Source organism: Paenibacillus naphthalenovorans (assembly GCF_900099895.1).
GTDB classification, from domain to species: Bacteria; Bacillota; Bacilli; order Paenibacillales; family NBRC-103111; genus Paenibacillus_G; species Paenibacillus_G naphthalenovorans.
In genome coordinates this window covers 13992-28640 of sequence record NZ_FNDY01000006.1, presented here as the reverse complement: position 1 = coordinate 28640, position 14649 = coordinate 13992, and the positions used below count along the sequence as shown (strand labels likewise).

The following is a 14649-nucleotide window of genomic DNA, read 5'->3' as shown; positions in this document are numbered from 1 at the left end:
TACAACCTAAGACAGAAAAAGGAGTGAACACTTAGTATGAATCGATTTACAATTCCACGTGATATATATTATGGGCATGGCGCTTTGGAAATCCTCAAAACATTAGAGGGAAAAAGAGCCGTGCTTGTCATCGGAGGAGGTTCAGTCAAAGCGAGCGGCAAACTCGCCCAAATTGAAAGCATGCTTGCGGAAGCCGGCATAGAAACACGGGTCATCGAAGGGATAATCTCGGAACCGACCGTCGCGATGGTCATGGAAGGGGTCAAAGCCCTCAACGAGTTACAGCCGGACTGGGTGATCGGCATTGGCGGAGGCTCACCGATGGATGCTGCGAAAGCCATGTGGGTATTCTATGAACATCCGCAGCTTACCTTCGAAGAGGCAAGCCGTCCGTTTACCATGCCTAAATTGCGGACCAAAGCCAAATTCATCGGTATTCCGACGACAAGCGGCAGCGCCTCGGAAATTTCAAATCTGTCGGTCGTCATTGACGAGAAAACGGGTATCAAATACCCCCTCGCCGATTTCGAGCTGACACCGGATCTGGCGATCATCGATCCTTCGATGGTAGAATCTATGCCTAAACAAATAACGGCCTATACCGGCATGGACGCGCTGACTCACGGGATTGAATCATATGTAGCCAAGCCCCGCACTCTACTAACCGATGCGCTGGCGATTGAATCGGTCGAGTTGGTGAAACAGCATCTTCTTCACTCGTACGAAGGCAATCCGCAATCGCGCGAAGCGATGCATATCGCCCAAGGTATGGCCGGTATGGCTTTCGCCAACGCAGTGCTGGGTAATGTTCACAGCCTTTCCCACAAAAGCGGCCCGATCTTCGATATTCCGCACGGCTGTGCCAATGCGATTTATTTGCCGTACGTCATCCAGTTTAACCGTACGGTTGTCGCCGACCGCTATGCGGCCATTGCCAAACGGATCGGTCTTAACGGCCAATCGACGGATGAGCTGGTAGATGCGCTGGTAGCTTGGGTCCGTGAGTTGAACCGTAATATGGGTATCCCCAGCACGCTGAAAGAGTATGGTGTGTCCGAAGAACTCTTCAACGCGCATATGGACAGCATGGCGGCAAACGCCGTGAAAGATCCATGCACAGGTACGAACCCGCGTGAAACGTCTGTAGAAGAAATGAAAAAACTGTACATCGCCGCGTTTAAAGGCGAAGACGTAACGTTCTAATTTCTTCATAGGCTACACCAAAAAGGCAATCCAAAAACTTCGGTTGATCTAAGGGGCTGCCTTCCGATTGGAAGGACAGCTCCTTTAATCTATATTCCGTTACAGCGTAGAGGCTTTAACTTTAGCGATGCCGTTATAGCTGCTGCCAAGCTTCATTGATCGTTACCTCCGCTATCGTTTTTTCTCTTCGTATCGTAAACCAATTCCCCAGCTATGCTGAACAAGTCTGCTTTAAGCTCGATCAATTCGACCCGCACATCACCCGGCGTGACGGATAAGGCCTCGCAGCAAGCCTTCGTGATTCCGGCAACCAGCTTTCTTTTCGTTTCCAAATCCCGGCCTTCCACCAATTTCAGTTCAATATAGGGCATGTGAAATCTCCTCCGATCCCTAATGTACAACTACGCCGCCTGCTTCCACTTGCACCTTTCCCAGGAAGCCCCAAGCTTTCCGGTATCAATTTAAGTCGCCGGTTCGATTGCTTTCATTTTTTGCGCTGCCTCGATGACGGATTCGATGATGTTTTGGTACCCGGTGCAGCGGCATATATTGCCGGATAACGCTTCACGGATCTCGTGTTCCGACGGGTCAGGATTCTCGGCAAGATAGGCGGAGACAGTGATTATAAATCCGGGTGTACAGAACCCGCACTGCAATCCGTGCTTCTCCCGGAAGGCCTCTTGAATGGGATGAAGCTGTTCAGGCGAGCCCAACCCTTCGATCGTAGTCACCGACCGGCCGTTTGCCTGTACGGCCAAAGTCAGGCAGGACCGGACGGCGTCGCCATCCAGCAATATCGTGCAAGCGCCGCAAACCCCTTGTTCACATCCTACATGGGTGCCTGTCAGCCCCAATTCCCGGCGAATAAAATCGGTCAGCAGCGTGCGGACATTTACTTCCCGCTCGTACTTTACTCCATTAACCGTCACGGATATTTTTTGTGTGCCCACCGCCTCAGCCATTTACTTTACTCCCTTCCATTGTTCGTAAGCCATCTTTAATGCTCTGCCGCTTAAAACGGCCGCCGCTTCCTTCCTGTATTCAGCACTGGCAATCTCCGATACTCTCCGGCCCTTGATATCGGAAAATTGCTTGACAAATGCCGCCTGTTTATCCGCTTCCTCATCCGGATTGACTTCCGCTTGAATGTCTTTTTGGAGCTGCTCAACCCATTCATGACCGAACGTTAAGCCGCGCCATTTCTCTACCGCCCGGACACGGTAAGGCACGCCTTCGCCGCTCACATTCCCCAGAGCTACCCGCACATCGATAATGGTGCCCTTATCATCCAGGTCAAGCGTGGCAGCTGCAGACACGATAGGGACATGGCCGTGACGCCGGGTCACTTCCAGGAAGGCATAGCCGGTCGTTTTTGAAAGCAGCGGAAACCGGATTTCGGTCAACATTTCATTCGGATTGAGTACGGTGGTGAAATGGCTTTGAAAAAAGCCTGCTGCCGGGACGGTTCGCTCGCCTTGCGGTCCTGCAATGACCATCTCGGCGTCAAGCAAACGGGCAACGACTCCAAATTCAGCCCCCGGCGCATTTTGAACCAGACTTCCGCCGATTGTCCCGCGATTGCGAATCTGAAAATGCGCTATATGCTCAGCCGCTTTCCGTAAAATAGGGCAATGAGACTCTACCAGGTCCGAACGTTCAATCGTACGATGGCGGGTCAACGCTCCAATGGCCAAACTGTCCGAGGTTAGCCGAACATAGTCCAAATCGGTAATGCCATTGATATCTACAATATAGGAGGGTCTGGTTTGACGCATATTCATTTCTTGAAGAAGGCTTTGACCTCCGGCAATAATGCGGGAATCTGCTCCGTATTTTTGTAAGGCATGAATGGCTTCAGTTACACTGTGGGCAACCACATATTCAAATGGAGCGGGTTTCATCCTGATTCACCTGTCCTTCCCGGATAAATAATCCAGAAATTGGCTAGCTGGCTTTGCCGATTCTTCCTCATGCTTGCTTTTCTCCAAAAGGGAGTCCCTCCGAATACTTCCTAAGCTCCTCATAGTCATGGGAAGGAAGAACAAAATCGGCACCCCTCTTGATCTTCTTCATCGCGCGGTACGCGGCCTCCAAATCGTAAAACAGGCCCGGCGGGATCCCCTTGTTGACATTTAGCTCCACTTTTCGGGCGATATCACCCAAAATCACGGCGTTACCCGCAGAAGTCCGGACGTAGACGGCTTGACTTCCCGGGGTGTGCGTATTCGAGAATAAAACGCATTTGACGCCTGGAGCAATTTCTTCATCCCCATCAATCAAGTGTACTCTGGACCATAACGGATCAATTAATTCCGCAATGTCTTTACGATCATAGAAAAGAGCGCCGCCGCCGAAATCGAGCTCGCGGGAAACCATGGGAGCTGCCGCCGCCTGCAATTCCGTCCGCTGAATAATGAATTTGGCGCGAGGCAGCAGCCCGCATCCCCCCGCGTGATCGTAGTGGAGGTGCGTGAAAATGACCGTTGGGATATCCTCCAAACTGTAGCCGTACTTGGACAGCTGCGCCTTCAGCGTCCATTCAGGCTTGGATCGATGCGGACCCAGACCTTGCAGCTGCACACAACGTTCCGCGTCACGAAAACCGGTATCGACGAGAATGGGTTCGCCTCCGTGCTGAGGTACCAGCAGCCATGCCGTAATTGGAACGCTTACAAGCGACTTTTCACGGGACAGCGACCAGAACGCGTCCAGAACTTGCGGCACATCGGCTTCTCCGACAAGCAAAGGGTAGATTTTCCAGTCAGGATTTGGCATAAGCGTTTCTCTCACCTCGTTTAATCCATTGCAATACCTTCTCCGGCGAAAGCGGCAGGTTTTTCACCCTTACACCGAATGGCTCCAAGGCATCCTCGACCGCATTGGCGACGGCGGCAGGCGACGGGATGGCCCCGCCTTCCCCCATTCCCTTGGTACCTAGCGGAGTAAAAGGAGAAGGACATTGAATATGATGGGATTCGATAACCGGTACTTCCATCGCGGTTGGACACAAATAGGTTTGGAAATCAAGATTGACTAATGAACCGCTTGAATCATACGCCAAATCCTCCATTAGGGCGCCGCCGATTCCGTGAGCAATACCGCCGGCAATTTGTCCGTTGATGATCATGGGATTAATAATGGTTCCGCAGTCATGGGAAACTACAAATTTTTCGATTTTAATTTGCCCCGTCTGAACATCCACCTCTACTACGGCAATAAACACTCCTGTCGGATGGGTCGTATACAGATTGACCCGGCCGTTCTCGTCTGGTTCCCATGTGACCGACGGACTGGTCCATGTGTAGGTGCATTCCAAATTCACATCCAATCCCTCGGGAATCGTGCCGTATGGCCCAGGCCACAGATGAATTTTATTTCCAAGATCCTTGAGACGGATGGATTCCTCTTGAGCGCTGCTTCCTCTTTTTCTTATGAAACCGTTATCCATTTCAAGCTCGCTCGGATCTATCCGGAGAAGATGTCCGGCAATTTTGATTAATTTATCCCGCAGCAGCTTAGCCGCTTCATGTACAGCCGATACGGTGAACGTTGCTCCGCGGGATGAGAAAGGTCCCAATCCATAAGGTGTTACATCGGTGTCTCCGTACAAGAACGTAATATGATCAATGTCTACTTTCATAATGTCGGATACGATTTGCGGCAATGTAGTTTCAACGCCCTGCCCTATATTTTGATGACTCGTCAGGATTTGAAAACCTCCCTCCGGGGTCATGCGGACCGTAGCCGCCTGGAAACCGTTAAAGATCCCGTTAAATACCGCAGCCCCTGAAGGCTCAAGCATGGCTGAAATACCGATTCCTATATATTTGCCCTGCTTGCGCAATTCTTTTTGCCGCTCTTTCAAACGATCGTAGCCGGCCTTCTCCAGGGCAAGACGCATTAATTGATCAAAATCACCGCTGTCATAAATCGGGCCGGCAATATTCCGGTACGGGTATTCATCCTTCGTAATAAAATTGCGGTTGCGTAATTCTATTGGAGAAATCTTTAGACACTGGGCCACCATATCCATCATGCGTTCCACAGGGTAGCTTGCGATATCCTTACCGTAGCCGCGATGGGCGCCATAAGGCCCTTTGTTGGAGACAACCCCAAGCACTTCAACATCATAAACAGGAATTTTATAGGCTCCGGGAAAATACGATCCGGCTACCAGCAGGGCCGGTGTACCCGGGCCGTGGCAAGTTCCGTCCATACCTATGTTTGCAAGCAATTTGGCTTGAAGACCCGTGATCCGATAATCCTGGTCAAGACCGATCTTTATTGTGCAGGAATAGTCGCGCGATTGCATGCCGGACAACATATTTTCCACCCGGTCTTCGGTCCATTTCACCGGCTTGCCCAACTTGCGCGCCATAATACAAACGATGATTTCGGCATCGGCCTGTAATTTGGTCCCATATCCCGCCCCCACATCAGGTGCAATGACTCGAATATGGTGTTCAGGCATCTTTAACGTTTGGGCGATCAGTGTACGTACCTGATGCGGAGCTTGCGTCGAACAGGTGACGGTTAATTTCCGGGAACCCGGGTTATAATCCGCTATACAAACGCGTGATTCAATCGGGGTCCCGGTATAGCGACTGTGGGTGATGGTCTCTTCAAATACGTATGCCGAGTTCTTAAAGGCTTCCTCAATGTCGCCGATGGTACTTTTCCAATCTTGTTGGATATTATCGCCCCACTCCTCATAAAGAAGGGCAGCAGGTTTCAAGGCGTCTTCGATCGTCACAACCGCGGGAAGAGGCTCGTAATCCACTTGGATCAAATCAACCGCATCTTCCGCAATATACCGGTCAACCGCCGCAACTACAGCAACGGCCTCACCGACAAAGCGGACCTTCCGGTGCGCAATCGGATATACCTCCGGAACTTTATTGAATATATCAATCGTCGTTGCCAATCTCCCTGTATATTTCAGCGACTCCTCACCCGTCAGAACGGCAACCACACCCGGTAATTTTTGCGCTTGGCTTGTATCAATGTTTCGAATATAAGCATGAGCATGAGGGCTTCTCAAGATCGCCAGGTGAAGCATCCCTTTCAATTCAATGTCATCCGTGAAACGGCCATAACCGGTTAACAATCTCGGGTCCTCTTTCCGCTTATAACTGACTCCCAATCCGGTTTTCGTTTCTGTCATGACAACATCGCCTCCTCAGAACTTGCATTGAAATTCCTGATCCTGATGACCCGCCGGCAAATATGAAACAAGATGCAGTCCGATGTAAACGGTTTCATTCTGTAATAAAAGACAGTTCCGTTAGTCTTTCAGGATGATTTCCGGGGAATCCATCATGCAGTCTAACGGATGAAGTTACGTTACGCTGCATTTAGAGTATGGAACCGATCCTTGGAACAAACCCCAGTCTCCGGGAAATGCGCAATCCGGCTTCCATTAGCTCGCGGGTTAATTCGTTCTTATTTTCCACCATGCGGAAAGAAGGACCGCCCAGACTAATCGTTCCTACCGATCGTCCGGTGTAATTGTAGATGGGAACCGCATAACAGGTTAGGCCCGCTTCGATTTCTTCACGGTCCATTGCATAGCCGGCTTTGCGTATGTTTCTTAGCTCCTCATGCAGCTGTTCAAGATCCACAATGGTATTTGGCGTATATCGGGCCATCCCTTTTTCTTGAATAATCCGGTCCACTTCTTCTCTTGAATAAGTGGACAGTATGGCTTTTCCTACGGCGGTGCAGTGAACAGGTCTCCTCATGCCTAACTCAGCCCTTATACTAATTGATCTTGAACCCTCAATTTTATAAAGGTAGACGGTTTCACCGCTATGATAGGCCGCAAAAAAAGAAGTTTCCCCGGTAATCTCCGACAATTCACGCAAATGACGGGAGGCGACTTCTACGATTTGCATTTTATGCAGTCCGAATACTCCGATCTCCAGCGTCTTCAAACCAATCGAATATTTGTCCGTACTCGGATCGAATTGAACGTAATTCCGGCTTTTTAAAGTTTCCAAAAGCCTATAGATCGTAGTCTTGGGTAAATCGACCTCCTTCACTAATTCCGCAAGAGCTACTCCTTCGCCCTTCTCGGATACCAATTCCAAGAGGATTAAGGCGCGCTCCACGGTAGAGTTGACCTGTTGATGCTCAGTCCCTTCCAAAATGACGATTCACTCCTTTCTTCATGAGGATTGCTGCCAGCTGCCGGGTATGAATGCCGATTTTTCACTTGGGTGTAAATGGAACGTTATTCCATTCACAGCCTATTATACGCAAGCGGAATATGAATATATGCCACAAATTACTTAGACAAAAAAAGACTTGCCTGGCATGAATGCATACAATATGCAACTCAAATGCACAGGTCAAGTCTGTGTTCTTGTCCATTACGATGATATTCCAACATGAGCGAGATCGCCTATTGCGTTACTTGCCGCTGCCCGGTAAAAAACTCAGATTCAGCCAATTTTCCTGAGCGGTATCGAAGTTTTTGTCCAGCTCATTCAGATCTTTTAAAATTTCGAAAGCATTTAGCGTCCCTTCTACATTGACATTGCCGTCCACGATCCAGGTGGGGATTATCTTTTGATAATAATCGCGAACCAAATCTTCTTCATAGCCCAGCTTTTCGGACGCGTACGCAATCAACTCTTCAACGTGCTCCTTCGCATATTCAATCGCTTCTTTGTGACCCGCCAATACCGCTCGAACCGCATCGGGATTGGTTTTGATTAATTCGTCGCTGGCAAACACAAAGCTGTGCTGATAGTTTTTGTAAACCTCGATGTCGGCGGCCTTCACGATGGTTTTTCCGATGCCGTCCTTTTCAATTCTGGAGACGGCCGGCTCCGTCGCCACAACCGCGTCAACGACACCTTGCTCCAACAAAAGATATGCGTCGACTCCGCCTGCAGGCCGTAAATCGGTTTCCGTTTCCGGGACTCCGTACTCTTTTAAAATATTTTTTGCGGCTTGGTGGTTTCCGCCGCCCAGCGCCCCTGTTCCCAACACTTTGCCTTTCACATCTTCAACCTTTTCCACCTTCCTTCCGCCGACCAACACAAACGGATTTTCCCTGATCGCTGGAGATGCCACCACCTTAATCGGGACACCGCGGGAAATGCCGGTCAAGATCGGGGTTCCGAAGTTTCCCATATCGATATCCCCGCCGGCGACTCCGGCCAAGGCTTCCGGTCCTCCCGCGTCAAAGTGGATCACATCCAGGTCGATGCCATGCTTTTCATATATTCCGTTCTCCTTGGCAAAATCAGTATGAATATCCGTTAAATCCGGTTTTAACTGCACATATACGATTTTGGTAAGCTTCTTTGTTTCCGCAGCGTTTTGCTCCGCTCCACTGGAAGGATTGCCGGACTCTTTCGCTGTCCCCCCGTTTACGTTCGATGGACTGCTGCCGCATGCGGATAACGCCATGATCAAGACAAATACCGAGCCAATCCAAGCGAACCATTTTATCGCCTTCATTTTTTTGTACGCCCCCTTTGCTTAGTCATTGCCGCGCCAGGCGTCAAACCGTTGACTCAAATAAAACCAAAAGCGATCCATCGCAATTCCGAAAGCCGCAATGATGAACACACCCAAAAATACGATGTCGGTTTGGAACGTAGCGCCGGCATACATAATCATATAACCGAGACCTGCTTTCGATCCGAATATTTCGGCGCCGATTACGCCAATCAAAGCCCTGCCTGTCGCAAGCTGCAAAGCCGTCATCAGGAAAGGCACGGACATCGGCAGCGCAATCGTCCAGAAAATTTGTCGCTGTGACGCACTATACGATTTCGCCACTTTAGTCAAATCCCCGTCAATGCTTCTCATCCCCATAACCATGTTGACAATGATCGGAAATATGGCGCTAAGGAAGACCAGAACGATCTTGGAACTTGATCCCAATCCGAACCAGATGATAAACAAGGGCATCAGTGCGATTCTTGGCGTCGTGTACATGGCAGCAACCACCGGACCGAACGCCTGGTTTAGCCGTTTATACCAACCCAGCAAAATCCCGATCGGTACGCCGACAAGGACAGCCAATCCATAACCGATAATAAAGATCTGACCGCTGGCAATCGTATGTTTCCATAATTCGCCGCTCGCTGCCATCTCCAGTCCTTTGTTCAAAACCCGGGTCGGCGAGCTCGAAAATTGAGGCTTGACCCATCCCGAAATGCTAAAAATCTCCCATATCATCAGCAGGAGCAGGATCACCCCGCCGCCTAACGAAAGACTGATTCCCGTCTGCTTTAGTTTTCTGAGCACCATTTTGTATTTATGGATCCGATGCTTTCGTTCCGTTAGAGAAATCGCGGATTTCGTCAAAATGTCTCCTTCAGATTTCATAGTCCTGGTTCACCCTTTTTCCCGCCGACTTATTGATGGCGCTCCATACCCGCTGGGTCAATTGATCAAAATACGGATTTTGTTTAACTTCCGGCGTTCGCGGTCTTGGCAGATCAATGCGAATCTCCTTTACGATTACAGCCGGCCGGGGCGAAAATACGATGACCCGATCTGACAACAGTACGGCTTCGTCGATTTGGTGCGTGACCATGAGTACGGTTTTTTTCGTCAGCTCCCATAATAACAGCAATTCATTTTGCAGACCTTCGCGGGTGATGGCGTCAAGCGCCGAGAAGGGCTCATCCATCAGCAGCACCTGCGGCTCGCATGCCAGCGCTCTTGCCAGATTCACTCTTTGCTGCATGCCTCCTGAAAGTGCAGAAGGATAAAAGTTTTCATAGTCCTCGAGCTTGGCCATTTTGATGTACTTTCTGGCTCTTTCTACGGCTTCCCGTTTCGGTATGCCCATGATTTCGAGTCCGTACGTAATATTTTTAAGCGTCGTACGCCAGGGCAGCAGAGACGCTTTCTGGAAGACAACCGCACGATCGGGGCCGGGACGTTGAACCGGTTTGCCGTCTATCCGGATCGTTCCGCCGGACGCCTTGAGCAATCCCGCAACGGCATTAAGAAACGACGATTTCCCGCAGCCGCTTAAGCCGACGATCGTCACGAACTCTCCGGGCTTGATGTCCAGGGATACGTTATGAACCGCTTCCGTGGTTTCACCGGATTTATGGTTTTCATAGGAAATCATTAGATTTTCAACGGACAGCTTTGGCTGTGGTTGTTCCTGATTGGAAGAAATCCCCTCTGCAACCACTTGCCCGACGGCTAATGACATGGTACGTTTCCCTCCTTCTTTACAAATGTAAAAAAGAAAGAGGCTCAATCTTGTGTTTTGATCCAGCCTCCAGTGATCCAGTTAGCTATATTCTGTTATTTTGAAGCGTGAATCTTGTCATGTTTAAACACTTGCTTGCGGTATTCGCCAATAATGTCTTCCGGCAAGTCCGTTACCCGGATTCCCGTCAGCTGCTCGGCATCGGGCGCAACGTACAAGGCGTCAACAGGGCAATACGCTTCACACATAAAACATGTCTGACAGTCGTCTACACGCGCTATTGCGGGAACGCCGTCTGTCTTGCGATCGAATACATTCGTTGGACATACCGATACGCATATATTGCAGGAAATACAAGTTTCTTCGTTTAACACCTCAATCAAACCGCAGCAGCCTCCTTCTTCCCGGTTTTCAGGTATTCCCGGGACACTTCGATCTGATCGGTTCCCGAAGTAATCAAACGGTGAAGAGGAGTTGTTTCATCCAATTCGGGGTAATCCAGACGTTTATGCATACCGCGTGTTTCTTTGCGTTCCAACGCTGTCGTATACATCCATCTGCCCGTTGCGGCCATCGCTTCCGCTTCTCTTGCCCGAACCCGATCGAGATTGTTTTGGACTCCTCCGATTCCGCGCTTGATTTCCGACCAAATGTGGTCGAGCCGACGCAAAGATTCGGTAAGCGTCTCTTCGGTCCGGAACAGGTTTTTGTCATACGGCAAAATTTCGTCTTGGACGGCCTTGACAATTTCACGGCTGTTCGCAACATCGGTTGAAGCGGAATATCCTTTCAAAGCTGCGCCGGATGCGCCGGTCAGATTCCGTTTGGTTTTGTTGGGGCCAAGCCGCTTCGCATACAACGCCGCACCTTCCCCGGCCCAATACCCGGAAGAAATGGCCCAGGCGGCGTTATAGCTGCCTCCTCCCGTAAATCCTCCGCACAGCAACTCACGCGTAGCGGCGTCTCCGGCAGCATAAAGTCCCGGCACTTTCGTTCCACAGGATTCGTCCGTCAAATGGATGCCTCCCGTGCCCCGCACCGTCCCTTCCAGGCGCAATGTGACCGGAAACAAATCGCGGAACGGATCGATGCCCTTGCGGCGGAACGGGAGGAAGAAATTGGGCTGCGCTTTCGGCATCCATTCCTTCATGTATTCCTCCACCTGATCCAAACGCGCATAAACCGGTTGATTGAGCAGGGTTTTCGCGATCAGGGAGCGTCCTTTTTGGGAGCCTGCGCCTTCAATCACTGTGCCGTCTTCATAGTAGAATGTCGCATAATTGAAAAACCGGCCTTTCGTAACGCTGCTGAACGCGGGAGATAATGAATAGTGATTGGAGAATTCCATCCCGGATAAATCGGCTCCGCTCTCGGCGGCCAATAAGTAACTGTCGCCGGTCAGCACGTTGCACCCGAGAGCCTTGCTCAAGAAGGCGCAGCCGCCGGCGGCAATCACAACGGCTCCCGCGCGAATGGTCCAATCCCGTTGTGTGCCTCTGGCGCCTCCGACGCCATGCTCGTCTACGATCAATTCCAATGCGGGACTATGATCGAGGATACGAACGCCGGCACGTTTGACCAGCTTTCGCATCAGCCGCATGTATTCAGGGCCCTGCAATTGGCTTCGATAAGCATATCCTTCATATACGGCGGGGAACGGATACCCTAGGTCCGCTAAACGATTCACATTCTCATATGTACGATGCATGATGCGATGCGACCACTCATCATCGGATAAATATCCTCCTAATGCTTCTCTCGCCGTTCTCGCCTGCTCGCGAAGCTTGGGTTCGGGATTGACATATAATACGCTTGTTCCCGAAGGAGCCGTTGCGCCGCTTGTGCCGCAATACCCCTTATCGACCAGCACCACATCCGCTCCTCTTTCCGCGGCTGTCAGCGCCGCCCACGTTCCGGCGGGACCGCCGCCGATGACCAGTACATCCGTATCCAGCTTCAGTTCTTCTCTGTTACCCATCTTTCATACCTCCTGTGATTTGAAAGTATTTCGCAGGTCCGAGCGTTTTGTCGACAGATCTTTTTCAACAGGTCATTAACTCCCGGGGTTATGCCGCGATTCCGGTTCTCCCCTTTCAACCATCATGAAGTTGGGGCTTTAACGGTAACAGCCAGCTGCAAAAAACGATGGGTTTCTTCAACCGTTTGGTCCAGTTGTGATGTAGACCCTTGGTAAGGATCCGCGACTCCAAAGGTATGATCTCCGCCGGCGATATCGCTAAATTTCTGATGGGGGGCCGCAGCTTTCAGTTCTTTATTTCGCTGGAGCAATCTCTCATTGTCCGCATCGCCCTGTATCACAAGAGCCGGAATACGCAATTCTTTAAAATGCTTCACAATGTCGAAACGTTCAGTATTCAACGATACATCCTCATTCACAGCTTTCTCAATCAAGGTTTGGGAAGAGCCGTTTGCACCATTGGACCGAACAGGTCCGGAACCGCCGTTCCAAACAATGACTGCGCGAACATCCGGTTGCTCGGAGGCGAGTATAATGCTGCTTCCTCCCGAACGGCTGTGTCCCAACAAGCTCACACGGCTGCGATCCGCTTCGCCTGCCAATGGCAGCTTTGCTTCAAGCACATTCGACAGAACCGCATTTAAATCATGAAGTTCTTGAGTGATAGTGCTGGCCTCGGCCAGTTTCTTCTCCTCAACTTGAAGATGACGGGCTGCAATCCGGGTAAAATCAAAATTCACCGTGTAATAACCCAGTTCCGCAAAACGACTCGCAACATCCGGCCAAAACCCCCAATTCCGATGTCCCCGAAACCCGTGGCTGACAATCAAGACCGGCTTCCCGGAGCCATCGATCTGCGTGCGTACCTCACCCTTCAAGGGCAGGCCATTGGCTTGCTGGATACTGAAGCTTTCGACTGCAATTTCTTTTCCCATAAAATCATCTCCTCACTCAGAATCGTTTGTCGCTTGCATCCTTCTATGGAGTCATTTGCCCGACTAAACAAAAAGAGGCTTGTTTAACTTCAACGTTCGTTGAATTAAACAAACCTCTAATAGTATAGTCGGTTGTAAACCTGATTAATTAAAGCGAATTACTTTGTTTTCTCACTTTATCATGGGATATTTATGCTGTCAACCCTATGCAATTGGACTGAATAGTAGACATAGAAGTACGCGGTCACCGTTATACCGGATTCCCCAACATAAGCGAAATGGCCTGCCCGAAACCCCTGAGACAAACTCATATCGATTAGCCCATGGCATGCTAAGATGCTAGGTTGTCCGCTTCAATCGATTGTGCGTCCACCGTGTGCGACTTCACATCGACGGCCTTCGGGATGATCCCCTTGCCGAAAACGTAGTCCGCAATACCCTGCCACCGGTCGCGGATCGTGTCATCGACCGGATCGACCGGGATAACGCCTTCTTTCGCTTGTTGGCGGGCGACTTGCTCGGAAACGTTTTGAATATTCTGGATCAGTTTTGTCGTTTGATCAAGGTTTTTGGCGGATAAATTTACTTCCTCGCGCAAACCCTCGAAGAACTCCCGCACCAAATGCGGATGTTCATTCAGAAATGCGGTTCGCACAACGTAAATCACATCATTTTGCGTATCGATCACTGACGCCGGGATCACGAGCTGGGCACCGTGCTGCTCCTTCGCAAGCGACGTGAATGCTCCCCATGTGGCCCACGCATCCACTTTTCCGGCTCCGAACGCCGGGCCGGCTTCGGTTGGAGGAAGATACACAAACTCAACGTCGTCGGGTTGGAGCCCTGCTTTGTCTATGGCCTTAAAAAGCAGGTATTCACCTGTTCCGCCGCGATTCACGGCTACCTTCTTGCCCTTGAGATCGGACGGACCGCGGATACCCGATTCCGGCCTCGCAACGATACCGGTATTATTGGTGTCACTTTCCTGCCGAGCGAAGATCTTAAAATCTGAGGTACCGCCTACGAGAGAACTGATTCCCGCTGTAATGGATCCAACGGTGATGTCGATTGATCCAGCGGTCAAAGCTTCGATTGCGGGCGCAAACGCGGGGAAGCTTCCCGACCTTTCGAGCTTAGCACCAGCGGCTTCTATCCGTTTCTCAAGAGGGCCTTCCTTTTGCGCCAGGTTCATCGGATCCGCACCGCGCAGGATGCCAACACGGACGGTAACATCACTTTTTTGCGCGGGTTCCGCTTGGTTGCCACATGCCGCTAAACCTGCGGCCATGGCTAATGAGAGCAAAATCGCACTAACTTTCCGCATCGGGTCACTTCCTTAGAGA

At 50.6% G+C, this 14649-nt stretch carries 14 protein-coding genes; 1 reads left to right on the top strand and 13 read right to left on the bottom strand.

The features are described 5' to 3' along the window. The first annotated feature begins 36 nt into the window (after window positions 1-36). Window positions 37-1203 carry an iron-containing alcohol dehydrogenase gene (locus BLT35_RS07955; RefSeq protein ID WP_074727485.1) on the top strand — a complete coding sequence of 389 codons (1167 nt, stop codon included), beginning with the start codon at window positions 37-39 and terminating at the stop codon, window positions 1201-1203. A gap of 152 nt (window positions 1204-1355) precedes the next feature. On the opposite strand, the gene BLT35_RS07950 is transcribed toward BLT35_RS07955, so the two are convergent. From BLT35_RS07950 to BLT35_RS07890, 13 genes are all read right to left on the bottom strand, one after another. Further along, entirely contained in the window at window positions 1356-1574 is a 219-nt protein-coding gene (locus BLT35_RS07950; protein ID WP_074727484.1) for a tautomerase family protein, read from the bottom strand. A gap of 90 nt (window positions 1575-1664) precedes the next feature. After that, window positions 1665-2165: a (2Fe-2S)-binding protein gene (locus BLT35_RS07945; protein ID WP_062409149.1), complete on the bottom strand. Its 501-nt coding sequence runs from the start codon at window positions 2163-2165 to the stop codon at window positions 1665-1667. Further along, on the bottom strand, window positions 2166-3104 hold the full coding sequence (locus tag BLT35_RS07940) for an FAD binding domain-containing protein (protein WP_074727483.1): 939 nt from the start codon (window positions 3102-3104) through the stop codon (window positions 2166-2168). A gap of 67 nt (window positions 3105-3171) precedes the next feature. Further along, window positions 3172-3978, bottom strand: coding sequence for an N-acyl homoserine lactonase family protein (locus BLT35_RS07935; RefSeq protein ID WP_074727482.1), 807 nt, complete (start codon window positions 3976-3978; stop codon window positions 3172-3174). Continuing rightward, window positions 3965-6367, bottom strand: coding sequence for a xanthine dehydrogenase family protein molybdopterin-binding subunit (locus BLT35_RS07930; protein ID WP_074727481.1), 2403 nt, complete (start codon window positions 6365-6367; stop codon window positions 3965-3967). The genes BLT35_RS07935 and BLT35_RS07930 overlap by 14 nt, the downstream gene beginning before the upstream one ends. A gap of 190 nt (window positions 6368-6557) precedes the next feature. Next, window positions 6558-7349 carry an IclR family transcriptional regulator gene (locus BLT35_RS07925; protein ID WP_074727480.1) on the bottom strand — a complete coding sequence of 264 codons (792 nt, stop codon included), beginning with the start codon at window positions 7347-7349 and terminating at the stop codon, window positions 6558-6560. Window positions 7350-7614: 265 nt separating this feature from the next. Next, window positions 7615-8673: an ABC transporter substrate-binding protein gene (locus BLT35_RS07920; RefSeq protein ID WP_074727479.1), complete on the bottom strand. Its 1059-nt coding sequence runs from the start codon at window positions 8671-8673 to the stop codon at window positions 7615-7617. Window positions 8674-8694: 21 nt separating this feature from the next. Further along, complete coding sequence (locus tag BLT35_RS07915) at window positions 8695-9549, bottom strand: ABC transporter permease (protein ID WP_062409155.1); 855 nt, start codon at window positions 9547-9549, stop codon at window positions 8695-8697. Continuing rightward, window positions 9539-10393, bottom strand: a complete 855-nt coding sequence (locus tag BLT35_RS07910; RefSeq protein WP_083351231.1) for an ABC transporter ATP-binding protein — start codon at window positions 10391-10393, stop codon at window positions 9539-9541. The genes BLT35_RS07915 and BLT35_RS07910 overlap by 11 nt, the downstream gene beginning before the upstream one ends. A gap of 95 nt (window positions 10394-10488) precedes the next feature. Beyond that, on the bottom strand, window positions 10489-10767 hold the full coding sequence (locus BLT35_RS07905; RefSeq protein ID WP_235594348.1) for a 4Fe-4S dicluster domain-containing protein: 279 nt from the start codon (window positions 10765-10767) through the stop codon (window positions 10489-10491). A gap of 5 nt (window positions 10768-10772) precedes the next feature. Beyond that, on the bottom strand, window positions 10773-12371 hold the full coding sequence (locus tag BLT35_RS07900; RefSeq protein ID WP_074727478.1) for an FAD-dependent oxidoreductase: 1599 nt from the start codon (window positions 12369-12371) through the stop codon (window positions 10773-10775). Window positions 12372-12493: 122 nt separating this feature from the next. Then, window positions 12494-13306 (bottom strand): alpha/beta hydrolase family protein, encoded by an 813-nt coding sequence (locus tag BLT35_RS07895; RefSeq protein WP_074727477.1) that lies wholly within the window; start codon window positions 13304-13306, stop codon window positions 12494-12496. Between the two features lie 331 nt (window positions 13307-13637). After that, complete coding sequence (locus BLT35_RS07890; protein ID WP_074727476.1) at window positions 13638-14630, bottom strand: ABC transporter substrate-binding protein; 993 nt, start codon at window positions 14628-14630, stop codon at window positions 13638-13640. Window positions 14631-14649 lie beyond the last annotated feature (19 nt).